12 protein-coding genes are annotated in these 12,300 nt (G+C 68.1%); 4 read left to right on the top strand and 8 right to left on the bottom strand.

Annotated elements, in window-relative coordinates; translation table 11 throughout:
* Positions 1 to 30: 30 nt before the first annotated feature.
* The 3 genes from BCEP18194_RS27520 to BCEP18194_RS27510 are packed head-to-tail and all read right to left on the bottom strand — an operon-like array spanning position 31 to position 3,757.
* Positions 31 to 1,323, bottom strand: coding sequence for an MFS transporter (locus BCEP18194_RS27520; protein WP_011354557.1), 1,293 nt, complete (start codon positions 1,321 to 1,323; stop codon positions 31 to 33).
* A 13-nt stretch (positions 1,324 to 1,336) separates the two neighbouring features.
* Positions 1,337 to 2,509, bottom strand: a complete 1,173-nt coding sequence (locus BCEP18194_RS27515; protein WP_011354556.1) for a porin — start codon at positions 2,507 to 2,509, stop codon at positions 1,337 to 1,339.
* Between the two features lie 60 nt (positions 2,510 to 2,569).
* The gene (locus tag BCEP18194_RS27510) at positions 2,570 to 3,757 is read right to left on the bottom strand and encodes a M20 aminoacylase family protein (RefSeq protein WP_011354555.1); all 1,188 of its coding nucleotides are present in this window, start codon (positions 3,755 to 3,757) and stop codon (positions 2,570 to 2,572) included.
* Between the two features lie 118 nt (positions 3,758 to 3,875).
* On the opposite strand from BCEP18194_RS27510, the gene BCEP18194_RS27505 reads away from it, so the two are divergent.
* On the top strand, positions 3,876 to 4,793 hold the full coding sequence (locus tag BCEP18194_RS27505; RefSeq protein WP_011354554.1) for a LysR family transcriptional regulator: 918 nt from the start codon (positions 3,876 to 3,878) through the stop codon (positions 4,791 to 4,793).
* Positions 4,794 to 4,835: 42 nt separating this feature from the next.
* On the opposite strand, the gene BCEP18194_RS27500 is transcribed toward BCEP18194_RS27505, so the two are convergent.
* A complete protein-coding gene (locus tag BCEP18194_RS27500) occupies positions 4,836 to 5,363 on the bottom strand; it encodes a GNAT family N-acetyltransferase (RefSeq protein WP_011354553.1) in 528 nt (175 codons plus the stop codon).
* Between the two features lie 88 nt (positions 5,364 to 5,451).
* Between BCEP18194_RS27500 and BCEP18194_RS27495 the strand changes: the two genes are divergently transcribed.
* Together BCEP18194_RS27495 and BCEP18194_RS27490 are read left to right on the top strand one after the other, a co-directional pair.
* Positions 5,452 to 6,063 (top strand): LysE family translocator, encoded by a 612-nt coding sequence (locus BCEP18194_RS27495; protein ID WP_011354552.1) that lies wholly within the window; start codon positions 5,452 to 5,454, stop codon positions 6,061 to 6,063.
* Positions 6,064 to 6,119: 56 nt separating this feature from the next.
* Positions 6,120 to 7,076, top strand: a complete 957-nt coding sequence (locus BCEP18194_RS27490; RefSeq protein WP_011354551.1) for an alpha/beta hydrolase family protein — start codon at positions 6,120 to 6,122, stop codon at positions 7,074 to 7,076.
* 6 nt (positions 7,077 to 7,082) lie between these two features.
* Here the strand turns inward: BCEP18194_RS27490 and BCEP18194_RS27485 are convergent, their stop codons facing one another.
* Entirely contained in the window at positions 7,083 to 8,003 is a 921-nt protein-coding gene (locus BCEP18194_RS27485; protein ID WP_157687250.1) for a phosphatidylinositol-specific phospholipase C, read from the bottom strand.
* A gap of 6 nt (positions 8,004 to 8,009) precedes the next feature.
* Between BCEP18194_RS27485 and BCEP18194_RS27480 the strand changes: the two genes are divergently transcribed.
* A complete protein-coding gene (locus BCEP18194_RS27480) occupies positions 8,010 to 9,032 on the top strand; it encodes a LacI family DNA-binding transcriptional regulator (RefSeq protein ID WP_011354549.1) in 1,023 nt (340 codons plus the stop codon).
* Between the two features lie 38 nt (positions 9,033 to 9,070).
* On the opposite strand, the gene BCEP18194_RS27475 is transcribed toward BCEP18194_RS27480, so the two are convergent.
* From BCEP18194_RS27475 to BCEP18194_RS27465, 3 genes are read right to left on the bottom strand one after another with little or no spacing between them, the layout of a single operon-like run.
* Positions 9,071 to 9,931 (bottom strand): carbohydrate ABC transporter permease, encoded by an 861-nt coding sequence (locus tag BCEP18194_RS27475; protein WP_041493502.1) that lies wholly within the window; start codon positions 9,929 to 9,931, stop codon positions 9,071 to 9,073.
* On the bottom strand, positions 9,928 to 10,797 hold the full coding sequence (locus BCEP18194_RS27470) for a carbohydrate ABC transporter permease (RefSeq protein ID WP_011354547.1): 870 nt from the start codon (positions 10,795 to 10,797) through the stop codon (positions 9,928 to 9,930). Before BCEP18194_RS27470 ends, BCEP18194_RS27475 begins: the two co-directional genes overlap by 4 nt.
* Before the next feature lie 34 nt (positions 10,798 to 10,831).
* Positions 10,832 to 12,070 carry an ABC transporter substrate-binding protein gene (locus tag BCEP18194_RS27465; protein ID WP_041493231.1) on the bottom strand — a complete coding sequence of 413 codons (1,239 nt, stop codon included), beginning with the start codon at positions 12,068 to 12,070 and terminating at the stop codon, positions 10,832 to 10,834.
* Positions 12,071 to 12,300: the final 230 nt, after the last annotated feature.

Here is a 12,300-nt window from a genome sequence, read left to right as displayed (position 1 = left end):
GCGGGCACGTCACGTGTCCGCCCCGCCCGTTCACCGCCTGCCTTCCACGTCGGACGCTTCCGCGAACAGCGCCAGACCGACCAGGCTCGCGGCGCTGCATCCCAGCACATACCACGCAGGCGCGTAAAAGCTGCCGGTCGCGCGCCACATCGCGCCGACGATCAGTTGCGCGAACCCGCCGAAAATCGTCACGCCGAGCGCATAGATCATCCCGAGCGACATCGCCCGCACCTCGGGCCGAAACGCATCGAGGATCATCACGAAGCCGGCGGGACTCGACAGCGTCATCAAGCCGATCAGCACGATCACGACCGCAACCGCGGTGCCCACCGACGGCCACATCTTCATCGCATAAAACGCCGGCAGCACGAGCACGGCCGACGCGACGCACGTCACGCCCACCAGCCGCTTGCGACGGCGCACGCGATCCGCGAGCCGTCCCGCGAACGGCGAACCGATCAGCAGCACGGCACCGGCCGCACAGCCCGACAGCAGTGACACCGATGCAGGCATGCCGACGGTCAGCGTCAGGAACGACGGCAGGAAAAACACGATCGTATAGGTGGTCGACGTGCCGCCGATCACGAGCAGCGTGCCGGCCACGACCTGCCGCCACGGAATGCGCGCACGCTCGCGCGGTGCGCCGGCCGCTGCGTGCGGCAGCGTATCGTCCAGATGGCGCCGCAGGTAGAAGCCGACCGGGCCGATCAGCAGACCGAGCACGAACGGGACGCGCCACCCCCACGCGTGCAGCGCGTCGGGCGGCAGTGCGCGCGACAGCGTCAGCGCGACGAACGCGCCGACGAGCGTCGCACCGCCCTGGCTCGCCATCTGCCAGCTCACCCGCTCGCCGCGCCGGCCGGTGTCACCCGACTCCATCAGCAGGGTCGTCGCGGCCCCGACTTCACCACCCGCCGAAAAACCCTGCAACAGACGCCCGATGACGATCAGCAGCGGCGCGGCGATACCGATCTGCGCATAGGTCGGCGCGAAGCCGATGATCCCGGTGCCGAGCGCCATCAATGCGACCGTCAGCACGAGCGCGGGCTTGCGTCCGGCACGGTCCGCATAGGCGCCGATCGCGACGCTGCCGAGCGGCCGTGCGACGAACCCGACACCGAACGTCGCGAGGGACAGCATCAGCGCGCCTACATCGCTCGACGCGGGAAAGAACAACTTGCCGATCAGGGCGGCGAAGAAACTGTAGACGGTGAAGTCGAAAAATTCGAGCCCGTTGCCGAGTGCGGCCGCAACGACCGTGCGGCGCGTTACGCGCGGCCCGGCTTCGACCGGCGCAGCGGCCGTGCGATTCAGGGTATGCATCGGAAATTCCCGTTCAGAAGTTGTGATACATGCCGAGCGACAGCGTCACGGGGGTCGTCCCGGTGCGCGGTGTCGTTCCGCCCGGTTCGGTCGGCAGCGGATTGCCGTTCAGCAACACGGTCGAGATGCCGTAGTTGCGGATGAACCCCGCACGCGCATAGAGGCCCGTGCGTTTCGACAGCAGGTAGTCGTAGCCGAGCATCGCACCGAGTGCCGAATCCCTGGCCGGCTGGCCGGCCGCGTCGCGCACGCCCGACGTATCGCGATAGACGACCGACGCGCGAATCGCATTGACGCCGAACGGCACGATCGCGCCGAGCGTGTAGACGCGCGCGATGCCGTCGCCGGCCAGCTTCGGCGCGTACTGGTTGAACGATGCGGACAGCACGATCCGCCCGGTGTCATAGACGGCGCCGAGCCCGTACAAGTCGTTGCGCACGGTGCTCGCCCCGTTGATGCCCCACACCTGGTTGTAGCTCGCGGCCAGATAGGTCGTGCCGTTGTACCACTGCAGCAGCGCGCCTTGCGCGGACGCCGCGGGTGCCCGCCCGGCCACGTTGCTCGGCGCGTACATCAACATCAGCGACGTGGTGCCCGCGACGATCGGCGTACGGTACGTGATGGCGTTGTCGACGCGCGCCGGCAATTGCGTCGCGCCCGGCCCGAGGTCCGAGTTGTAGCCGACGCCGCGGCTCGTCTGCACGGCTGCCGCGCCCAGCCACGTATAGACCGAGTTCGTGCCCACCGTGCCGAACACGTCGATGAACAGCGGCAGCGCCGTGCCGATCTGCTTGCCGAGACGCAGCCGCCCGTAGCTGTCCGACGACAGGCCGACCCACGACTGCCGGTTGTACGTCGATTGCGCATCCTGCTGCGCGCCGCTGTTCGCGAGAAAACCGCTTTCGAGGTTGAACTCGGCGCGCCAGCCGCCACCGAGGTTCTCGCGGCCGAAGAAGCCGAATTTGGAGGTCCACTCGCCGCCGCTCTGCGTCTGCCACAGCGAACGGCCGCCGACCGTCTGGTAGTTGATCCCCATGTCGAGCGAACCATACAGCGCGACGCCCTCCGTCATCCGGCCGTTGTACTCGGGCACCGCCGCCAGCAACACGTCCTGATAGGGCGTGGCGCGCGCGTTGCCGGCGCCGAGCGCGAGACAGGCCGCGCCTAGTGCAAATCGCTTCTTCATTCGTTATCCTTATCGTCAAGTCAACCCATGTCCGGCCAGCGCGTCACCGTTGCGCTTTCGTCAGTCCGCCTTCAGGAAGCGTTCGGTAATACCGGCGAAATAGGCCGCCCCCCAGCTCAGCGCGGTGTCGTTGAAGTCGTAATGCGGGTTGTGCACCGAACATCCGCCCCGGGAATCGACGCCGTTACCGATCAGCACGTAGCAACACGGCGCGCATTCGGTCATCCACGAGAAATCCTCGCTGCCCATCACGCCATCGGGCAACAGCGTGAGCGCGCCCTCGCCGGCCAGCGCCGCGATCGTCTCCACCGCGAGATCCGACGCCGCACGGTCGTTGTCCACGACACGCGAGATCGACTGGTATTCGATCTGCGCGGTCATCCCGAACGCCTGCGCCTGCGCGTCGACGATCCGGCGGATCCGCGCCTCGACTTCGTCGCGTGTGGTCGCGTCGAGCGCGCGCACGGACAACTGCAGCGTCGCCGTTTCCGGGATCACGTTCGGGGAGGTGCCCGCATGGAACGTGCCGACGGTCACGACGGCCGGCTTCAGCGGGTCGACGTTGCGGGAGACGATCGATTGCAGCGCGGTCACGATTTGCGCGCCCGCGACGATCGGGTCGCTCGCGAGCTGCGGCATCGCACCATGCCCGCCCTTGCCCGTCACGGTGATCGTCACCGAATCGGACGACGCCATCATCGGCCCGTAGCGCAACGCGAAATGGCCGACCGGCACGCCCGGCGCGTTGTGCAGCGCATACACGCGTTCGCACGGGAAACGTTCGAACAGACCGTCGTCGATCATCCGCTTTGCGCCGCCGAGCCCTTCCTCGGCCGGCTGGAAGATCACGTTGAGCGTGCCGTCGAAACGGCCCTGTTCGGCAAGGTAGTGGGCCGCGGCCAGCAAGATCGCCGTGTGGCCGTCGTGGCCGCACGCGTGCATCGTGCGCGCAACCGTGCTGGCATACGGCAGCCCCGTCGCCTCCTCGATCGGCAGCGCATCCATGTCGGCGCGCAGGCCGAGCGTGCGCACCGACGCGCCGCGCCGCAACTGGCCGACGACGCCGGTGCCGCCCACCCCCGTCGTCACGTCGTAGCCCCATGCGGTTAACTGTTCGGCGACGAGCTGCGCGGTGCGGGTCTCGGCGAAACCGAGTTCGGGATGGGCGTGGATATCGCGGCGGATAGCAACGAATCGGGACTCCGACTCGCGAATCGCCGCGAGTACGTGAGCAAGGTTCTGCGTCATGGATGGCTCCGTGGAATCGGCCGCCTCGCGACCGTCCCGGCCAAGCATAGAGACGCGTTTCGGGTCAAAAAACTCACGAATTTTGATGCGGATAACTTTTGGTAATATCTTCCGCATCATGAAAATCCATCAATTGCGCGCACTCGTCGCGGTCACGACGGCCGGCAGCATCAAGGCCGCGGCCAGGACCCTGCACGTCACGCAGCCGGCCATCAGCAAGGCGATCCAGGAACTGGAAAACGAGTTCGGCGTAACGCTCCTCGAGCGCAAACCGTGGGGCGTGGTGCCGACGCCGGAAGGCGACGCACTGCTCGGGCGCGCCCAGGCCGTCGTGCGCGAGCTCGAACGGGCGAGCGAGGACATGGCGCACATGAAGGGGCTGCGTGACGGGCGGCTCGTGATCGGCTTCACGCCGATCGTCGCGGTGACGGGCTTTGCGGAAGCCTACGCCGCCTTCCGCCGCCACTGGCCGAACGTCGAATGCGAACTTCGGGAACTGACGTTCAACCTGCTCACGGAACAGTTGCGCAATCGCACGCTCGATCTCGCGTTCGTTGCCGTCACGGGCCCCATTGCCGAGTCGGTCGACATCAGGGCGATCCGCACGTTCGACACCGCGTTCGTCACCCGCGAGAACGGGCGCTTCGCGGGCGCGACATCGCTCGAGGCGCTGCGTGACGCGGAATGGATCCACGCCGACGCAAGCGACAACTTCCCCACGTATATCCGCGACCTGCATGCGCATGCGGGCCTGCCCCCGCCGCGCTGCATCACGCGCTGCACGTCGTATGCGCTGTTCTACAGCCTGCTCATGACCAACGATGCGGTTTTCTCGTGGACCCGGCTGTCGCTCGCGGAAACCGTGTTCGGCCAGAAGCTGACGCCGCTGCCGTTGCCGATGTCGCCGCCACCGCTTCAGTTGTACCGGCTCACGCCGCCCGGCCTGCAACTGACGCGGCCCGCGTCCGACTTTCTGGCGCACGTGGAGGCCGCGTTCGCGTCGCTGCCGGCGACCGGAAGCCCGGCATTGCGCTGACACCCGGTCGCGCCACCTGCACCGCGACTCGCCGGGACTGCGTCAGCCCGGGACGCGCATCCGCATGAACACGCGCAGTGTCTCGTCGAGCCCGAGCGACACGTGGTGCGCGCGGATCGCACGCAGCGTGTCGTCGAGCGTGGCGTCGTCGACGATGCTGAAACCCAGGCGCGCGTAATACGGCGCATTCCACGGCGCCTCGCGAAACGTCGACAGCACGACCTCCGCGATCCCTTCCTGCGCCGCCCGCGCCGTCACCTGTTCGATCAGGCGCGCGCCGATCCGCTGCCCGGCATGCGACGGCGCGACATCCAGCTCTTCCAGATAAAGCCGCCGCGCATCGAGCAGCCGGTAGAACGCAAACCCGACGCACGTACCCCGCGGATCGATCGCGACATACGCGCGGCCGTCGTCGATACGGACGAGCACGGCCGCCGCATCGGTCGGCTCGGCGTCGGCGATATGGGTCATGCCGATTTCTCGAAACCGCTGCGCGGCGGCGACTTCGACGGCGGCCATTGCGGCCGCGTCTTCCCGCGTGGCGGGACGGATCAGGATCGATGCAGTCATGACGGCAATTCAGGCAGGCAGTCTGGAACGGTCGTCACTATAATCGAAACCTCATACGTTTCGAACGCCCCCACCCACGAGGTTCGTCATGACGTTGTCCGCGCTCGCCGTCTTCGCTGTCACCCTGCTCGTCACCGCCGGCACCCCCGGGCCGAGCGTCGCCGCGCTGGTCGCGCGCGTCCTGACGAACGGCGTGCGGGACGTGCTGCCGTTCCTCGCCGCCATGTGGCTCGGCGAAGCGTTGTGGCTCACGCTCGCGGTCGCGGGGCTGTCCGCGTTCGCGCACACGTTCGCGGCCGGCCTGATCGTGCTGAAGCTGCTCGGCGTCGCGTACCTGCTGTTCCTCGCGTGGAAGATGTGGACCGCGCCGACCGAAGCAGGCGCCGACGACCTGCCGCGCGGCCAGTCGCCGTGGCGCATGTTCGTCGCAGGCATGCTCGTCACGCTCGGCAATCCGAAGATCATGGTGTTCTATCTCGCGCTGCTGCCGACCATCGTCGATCTCACGCACGTCGGCGTGACCGCATGGGCCGAGCTGATCGGCACGATGCTCGCGGTCCTGATCCTCGCCGACTGCTTCTGGTCGCTGCTGGCGTCACGCGCACGGGCGTTCCTGACGTCGGCGCGCGCCAAGCGGGTCGCCAACCGCACGAGCGCGACCGCGATGGCCGGTGCGGCGGTGATGATCGCAACGCGCTGAGCGCATCTGTCCGGCGCACGTCGCGCCGCGCCCGCTCCACTGCCCGGGGAATCGACATGAAAACCTGGCTTTCGGCTGTCCTGCTCTGCCTGTCCGCCACGGTCGCGCACGCGGCCGGCATCAAGTTCGTCACGATCCCGGCCGACGCAGCCGGCCCCGAACTGCGCGCGGCCATCTGGACACCGTGCGCAGCTCCCGCGCAATCGCTCACGATCGGCCCGTTCCTGCTGAAAGGGCAACGCAACTGCCCTACCGTCGGCGACAAGCTGCCGCTCGTCGTGATCTCGCACGGCCACGCCGGCACGTACTTCGGGCATCACGATCTCGCCGAAACGCTCGCCGACGCGGGCTACGTCGTCGCGGCGATCAACCATCCCGGCGACACGCATACCGACATGAGCCGCGCGGCCGACCTGAGGGAGCTGGTCGAGCGGCCGGACGACATCAAGCGACTGGTCGACTACATGCTGGCCAACGGGCCCGACGCCGCGCATATCGATCCGGCGCGGATCGGCTTCTTCGGCTTCTCGCGCGGCGGCTACACGGGCCTCGTGCTGGCCGGCGCCAATCCGGATTTCGTGCACGCGCACGTGGCCTGCCCGGATCCGACCTGGCTGATCTGCAAGCAGATCCGCGACCATGACCTGCCGCGCCAACCGCTGACGCACGATCCGCGGATCAAGGCCTACGTGATCGCCGATCCGATGAACGAATTCCCGAGCGCCGATACGCTGAAGAACGTGCACGCGCCGATCCAGCTGTGGGGCTCCGAAGCGGGTGGCGACGGCGTGGAGCCGGAAACGGTCCCCGCGCTGGCCGACATGCTGCCGCAACGACCGGAATTCCACGTCGTGCCGAATTCCGCGCATTTCGCGTTTCTCGCGCCGTGCCCCGAACAGCTGGCGCGCGTCTCGCCTGAAGTCTGTACCGATGCGAAGGGATTCGATCGCGCGGCCTTCCACGAAACGCTCGACGCGAAGGCGCTCGCATTCTTCAGCGCCAATCTTCGCTAATCCCCGCTAGCAGCGAAACGTCTTGCGCCACACACCCTGCTCCGGCGCATGGTCGTTGCACGCGATCAGCGCGCGCACCAGCGCCCAGTCGTCGTCATCGCAGAAGTCGAGCAGCATCGCGCCATACGGGCCGGGCTGCTCGCGCAGCCGTGCAGCCAGCCGCGCATGAATGCCCCGCACCCTGCCGTCGCCGTGCGCGACCACCGACGGATTCGCGCCCATTCCGGTCCCGCTGCAGAAGTTGATCGCCCAGCGGCCGCTGTCCGGCAACGGCAGGTCCGTCAGCAGCGCATCGATCGCACGCCACTTCCAGCCGATCGACGCGGCCACCGGCACGCGATATTCGTCCTGGATCACGAATGCGCCATCGGGGTGATCGATCGTGAACGTCGCGTTGTCGGGCCACGCGGTCAGGTCGATGCCGAGCGGCCGGCTGCTGCGAAAGCGGCGCAGCAGTACGATTGCACCGCGCACGTCGCCGAGCGCGGGCAGCGTGCCGCCGGCATGCCAGCGCAGCCGCGGATGCCGCGCGCGATGCGCGTCGAACGTCGCATCGAAACTGCGCGTACACGCGTGCGCCGGCCATTCATCCTTCACCGACATCACGATGCATTCGCGCGGATGCGCGTCGAGAAAGCGCGCGCAGGTTGCCAGCACGTCGTCGAACGTCATGCCGAGCGCGATGCCGCCGTGATGGATGTCGAACGCATCGCGCACGTGCCGGCAGCGGATGTCGAGCAGCCGCACGCCATGCGCGAGCTGGGCATCGAGCGGCACACGCTGGGTGCGCACGAGTAAATCGTCGACGGTATACGCACAGGTGTCATGGCTGCCCGGTAGGGTCAGCGTATGCAGCAGCCGCGCATCGTCGAGCGCCGACATCCAGTCGGCGAGCGGCATGCACGTATCGTGGCTCGAAGGGATCATGAATCGATGAATGACAAGGAAAGAAAGCCGTGGGTCACGGCATCGGATGTCGCAGCGCGCGCCGGCGTGTCGCGCTCCGCGGTGTCGCGTGCATTCTCGCCGACGGCGAGCATCGCCCCGCAGACGCGTGAGCGCGTGATGGTCGCCGCGCGCGCGCTCGGCTATCAGGTCAACCTGATCGCGCGCGACATGATCACGCAGCGCAGCAGCATGATCGGCGTCGTGACGGCCGGGTTCGAGAATCCGTTTCGCGCGCGGCTGCTGTCGGACCTGATGGCCGCGCTCGGGCAGCGCGCGCTGACGCCGCTCGTGACCAACGCGGAAGATCCGCGCCAGGTCCGCCAATCGCTCGAACAGTTGCTCAGCTACCGGATCGCGGGCCTCGTGATGACGTCCGCGTCGCCGCCGCTGTCGGTCGCGCAGCAGTATCTCGAACACCGGATCCCGGTCGTGATGATCAATCGCGAGGCGAACCTGCCGGGCGCGGACATCGTCGTCAGCGACAACGCGGCCGGCGCCGTCCATGCGGCGCAGCGGCTCGTGCGGGCCGGCGCGCGCCGGCTTGCGTTCGTCGGACCGCGCAGTGCGAGCTACAGCGCGCAGTCGCGCGCTACCGCGTTCGAGCACGCGATCGGGCGCGGTGACGCGTTCGATGCAACGCTCGCGCACGTGCTCGACACGCCATCCGATACGCATGCAAGCGGCGTCGAAGCCGCACGGCACCTGTTCGCGAACGGCAAGCGTCCCGACGGTGTGTTCTGCTCGTCGGACCTGCTCGCGCTCGGCGTGATCGACGTCGCGCGCAGCGAATTCGGGTTGCGCGTGCCGGACGACGTGCGCGTGATCGGCTTCGACGACATCCCGGCCGCCGAATACGACGCCTATCGGCTCACCACGCTCCGACAGGACACGCGCGGCCTCGCGCACGCGGCAGTCGAGCTGCTCGCCGACCGGATGCAGACGTTCGACGGCCCGTCGCGCACCCGCATCGTGCCGGTCACGCAGGTGGTGCGGGCCAGTTGCGCGTGAGCGTGACTCAGTGAAATCGGGCGCGGCGTCGCCGCGCGTCACTTCAGCCCGCCCGCGAATCCGCGCAACAGGTAGCGCTGCACATAGCCGGCCACGGCCAGCGTGGGCAGCGACGCCATCAACCCGGCGCTCATCAGGTCGCCCCAGTCGATACCGTTCTCCGTCACGTAGCCGGCAATCGCGAGCGGCAGCGTGAAGCGGCTCGGCGTCGACACGAACAGCAGCGCGATCAGGAATTCGTTCCACGCGGCGATGAACACGAAGATCGCGGTCGCGATCAGCCCCGGCGCGCACAACGGCAACACGATCTGCACGAGCCGGCGCGCGAGCCCTGCGCCGTCGATACAGGCGGCTTCCTCGTACTCGATCGGCACGTCGCGCACGAACGCGAGCAGCATCCAGATCGCCATCGGCAGCGCGTAGATCTGGTACGCGAGCATCAGGCCGAGCGTCGAATCGAGCAGGTGCAGCCGCTTCGCGAGCGCGAATAGCGGCACCGCGATCGTGATCGGCGGCATCAGCTTCAACGCGAGCACGAGCACCAGGAACAGCAGGTCGAGCCGCGCCGGAAACCGCAGCCGCACGAGCGCGTACGCGGCCGGAAACGCGAGCGCCAGCGCGAGCAGCGTCGTGCCGAAGCCGACCAGCAGCGAATTGAACAGCGGCGCGCCGATGCCGTTGGACCAGACCGACGCGAAATGCTCGAAGGTCGGCGCGGCCGGCCAGATCCGCAACGGATGATCGAGGCGTTCGAGCGTCGGCATGAACGCCGCGCCGGCCATCCACAGGCACGGCAGCAGCAACAGCGCGAGCGCGGCGATGCGCAGTGCCCACGGCATCGCGCGACCGAATGCGGCGCCCATGCGTGCGCCCGTGATGCCTGCGGGTTGCGCCGTCATGCGCGCCGCTTGCGAACCGTCTGCCATACGTACCCCGAGACCAGCAGCGCGGACGCCGCGAGCATCAGCACCGACGCGGCACTCGCCGGCCCGACGTTGAAGAAGCGGAAGCCCGTGTCGTAGATATAAGTCGACAGCGTCTGCGTCGCGTTGCCGGGGCCGCCGCCCGTCAGCGCATAGACCTTGTCGAACAGCTTGAACGTGTCGATCGAGCGCAGCAGCATGGCGAGGCCGATCTGCGGCGCCGCGAGCGGCAGCGTGATGTCGCGCAGGCACTGCCACTCGCTCGCGCCGTCGGTGCGCGCGGCTTCGTACAGTTCCTGCGGAATCGACTGCAGCCCGGCGAGCACGATCAGGAACGCCATCGGCGTCCACTGCCACACGTCGACGAGCGCGAGCGACCACAGCGCGAGATGCGGATCGGACAGCCAGCGCACGCCTTCGATGCCGAACACGGCGAGCAGTGAGTTCAGGAAGCCGTCGAAATTCAGCCAGTTGCGCCAGATCGCCGAGCACACGAGCGTGGACAGCATCATCGGCAGGATCGCGAGCGGCAGCGCGATGCGCCGGCCCGGAAACGCGCGCACGAACAGCAGCGCGAGGCCGAAGCCCAGCGCGACTTCGGCGAGCGATGCCACGATCGTGAAGCGCAGCGTATTGCCGAAGCCGGCCGTGAACGCGTCGTCGCCGAGCACCGCGCGATAGTTCGCGAGCCCGGCGAATGCGCGGCGGCCGGCCGAGTAGTCGACCTGGCAGAACGAGTCGATCAGCACCTGCGCGACCGGATACAGCGCGAGCGCGGCGAGCACCAGCAGCGCGGGCCCGAGCAGCGCGACGAACGGCAGGCTGCGGCCGAAGGCTTTCATGCGCTGATTCCCGGCGATAGTTCGAGACGAGCCGTCACTTGCCGGCCGCGGCCGTCGCCTGCGCGATCTTCTGCTGCGCCTGGCGCAGCGCGGCGTCGGGTGCGGCCTGCCCGGTCAGCGCGAGTTGCAGCTGGTCGCCGAGAATGCTCTCGACTTGCTGCCAGTCCTTCACGCGCGGCCGCGCACGGCCGGCTTCGAGCGCCTTCAGCTGATCCGGATACCAGCGGTACTGGCGCACCAGCGCCGGATCGTTGAACACGCTGCGGCGGGTCGGAGGAATGCCGATGCCGGCAAGGCGCGTCTGCGTGTCGCGCGCGGTCAGGTAAGCCAGGAAATCCTGCGCGAGCTTCGCGTGCGGCGCGTCCTTCGGAATGCCCATCTGCCAGATGCCGAGCATCGGCGCCGGGCCCGCGGTCTGCCCCGGCGGCGGCTGCAGCGCGATCTGGCCGACCACGCGCGACTGCTTCGGATCGTCGAGCGCCGGCACCCACGCCGGCCACACCTCGATCGACTGCGCGGCCGTGCCGCGCTGCAGCGCATCGCGTACTTCCGCCGCGCCGTACACGTCGACATCCTTCGGCGCCGACGCCTTCAGCGCGAGGAAGGTCTTCAGCGCGGCCTGCGCCTCGCGCGAATCGATCGTCACGTTGCCGGCATGGTCGAACACGTCGCCGCCGTAGGCCCACAGGATCGGCAGGAAGCCCGTCACGACCGGGTTGCCCTTCGTGCCGCGGAACACGACGCCCGACACGCTCTTGTCCGCGCCGCCGACGGTCTGCGCGATCTTCAGCACGTCGTCCCAGTTACGCGGCGGCTGCAGCTTGTACTTCGCGAGCAGGTCCTTGCGGTACGCGAACATCTCGACGTTGCCGACGATCGGCAGCGCGTACAGCGCGCCGGCCGCGTTGCGGCCGAGCGCGACGGTGGACGGCACGAGATCGGCATCCGCGAGTGACGCGGGCAGCGGCTTCAGCCAGCCGTTGCCGATGAATTCGGGCGCCCACGTGTCGTCCATCATCACGAGGTCGTATGCGCCGGTGCCTTCGCGCATCGACAGCTTGAGCTTCTGGTACAGGTTCGCGTTCGGCAGCTTGAGCAGCTCGATTTCGGTGCCCGGGTGCAGTTTGTTGAAACCGGCGACGGCGTCGGCCAGCCCCTTTCCGTAGATGTCGTCGCGGCCTGCGATGACGAGATCCGCGGCAACGGCGTGCGTGGCGGCGAAGGACAGCGCAAGGGCGGCGGACAGCGCGCGCAGGCGGCTCAGCAGGGTCATGTGGTCTCTCTCGATCGGCGTTTGTAGCGGGACAACCATTCGTTGCACACGTGTGCAACGCGGGCGACACGTCGGGTCGCCTGAAGCGTCGCCATTGTTCACGTCGACCGTGAAGGTATTGTGGCAAGCGGCAAGCCGGGCAATCCGGGACACGCGAAGGTGCGCCGGACAGAACGATCCGGCACCTGATGAAAATGGCGGGAAAACCGCTCCCGACCTTCCACGCCATG

Origin of the sequence: Burkholderia lata (genome assembly GCF_000012945.1) — a bacterium.
Taxonomy (GTDB): domain Bacteria; phylum Pseudomonadota; class Gammaproteobacteria; order Burkholderiales; family Burkholderiaceae; genus Burkholderia; species Burkholderia lata.
The sequence above is the reverse complement of the archived record's forward strand: the minus strand, read 5'-3'. Positions and strand labels throughout refer to the sequence as shown.

What these genes read in the sequence shown, in the direction of transcription:
- BCEP18194_RS27520 (WP_011354557.1), bottom strand. Translation starts at nt 1,323, where the DNA reads ATGCATACCCTGAATCGCACGGCCGCTGCGCCGGTCGAAGCCGGGCCG.
- BCEP18194_RS27515 (WP_011354556.1), bottom strand. Translation starts at nt 2,509, where the DNA reads ATGAAGAAGCGATTTGCACTAGGCGCGGCCTGTCTCGCGCTCGGCGCC.
- BCEP18194_RS27510 (WP_011354555.1), bottom strand. Translation starts at nt 3,757, where the DNA reads ATGACGCAGAACCTTGCTCACGTACTCGCGGCGATTCGCGAGTCGGAG.
- BCEP18194_RS27505 (WP_011354554.1), top strand. Translation starts at nt 3,876, where the DNA reads ATGAAAATCCATCAATTGCGCGCACTCGTCGCGGTCACGACGGCCGGC.
- BCEP18194_RS27500 (WP_011354553.1), bottom strand. Translation starts at nt 5,363, where the DNA reads ATGACTGCATCGATCCTGATCCGTCCCGCCACGCGGGAAGACGCGGCC.
- BCEP18194_RS27495 (WP_011354552.1), top strand. Translation starts at nt 5,452, where the DNA reads ATGACGTTGTCCGCGCTCGCCGTCTTCGCTGTCACCCTGCTCGTCACC.
- BCEP18194_RS27490 (WP_011354551.1), top strand. Translation starts at nt 6,120, where the DNA reads ATGAAAACCTGGCTTTCGGCTGTCCTGCTCTGCCTGTCCGCCACGGTC.
- BCEP18194_RS27485 (WP_157687250.1), bottom strand. Translation starts at nt 8,003, where the DNA reads ATGATCCCTTCGAGCCACGATACGTGCATGCCGCTCGCCGACTGGATG.
- BCEP18194_RS27480 (WP_011354549.1), top strand. Translation starts at nt 8,010, where the DNA reads ATGAATGACAAGGAAAGAAAGCCGTGGGTCACGGCATCGGATGTCGCA.
- BCEP18194_RS27475 (WP_041493502.1), bottom strand. Translation starts at nt 9,931, where the DNA reads ATGACGGCGCAACCCGCAGGCATCACGGGCGCACGCATGGGCGCCGCA.
- BCEP18194_RS27470 (WP_011354547.1), bottom strand. Translation starts at nt 10,797, where the DNA reads ATGAAAGCCTTCGGCCGCAGCCTGCCGTTCGTCGCGCTGCTCGGGCCC.
- BCEP18194_RS27465 (WP_041493231.1), bottom strand. Translation starts at nt 12,070, where the DNA reads ATGACCCTGCTGAGCCGCCTGCGCGCGCTGTCCGCCGCCCTTGCGCTG.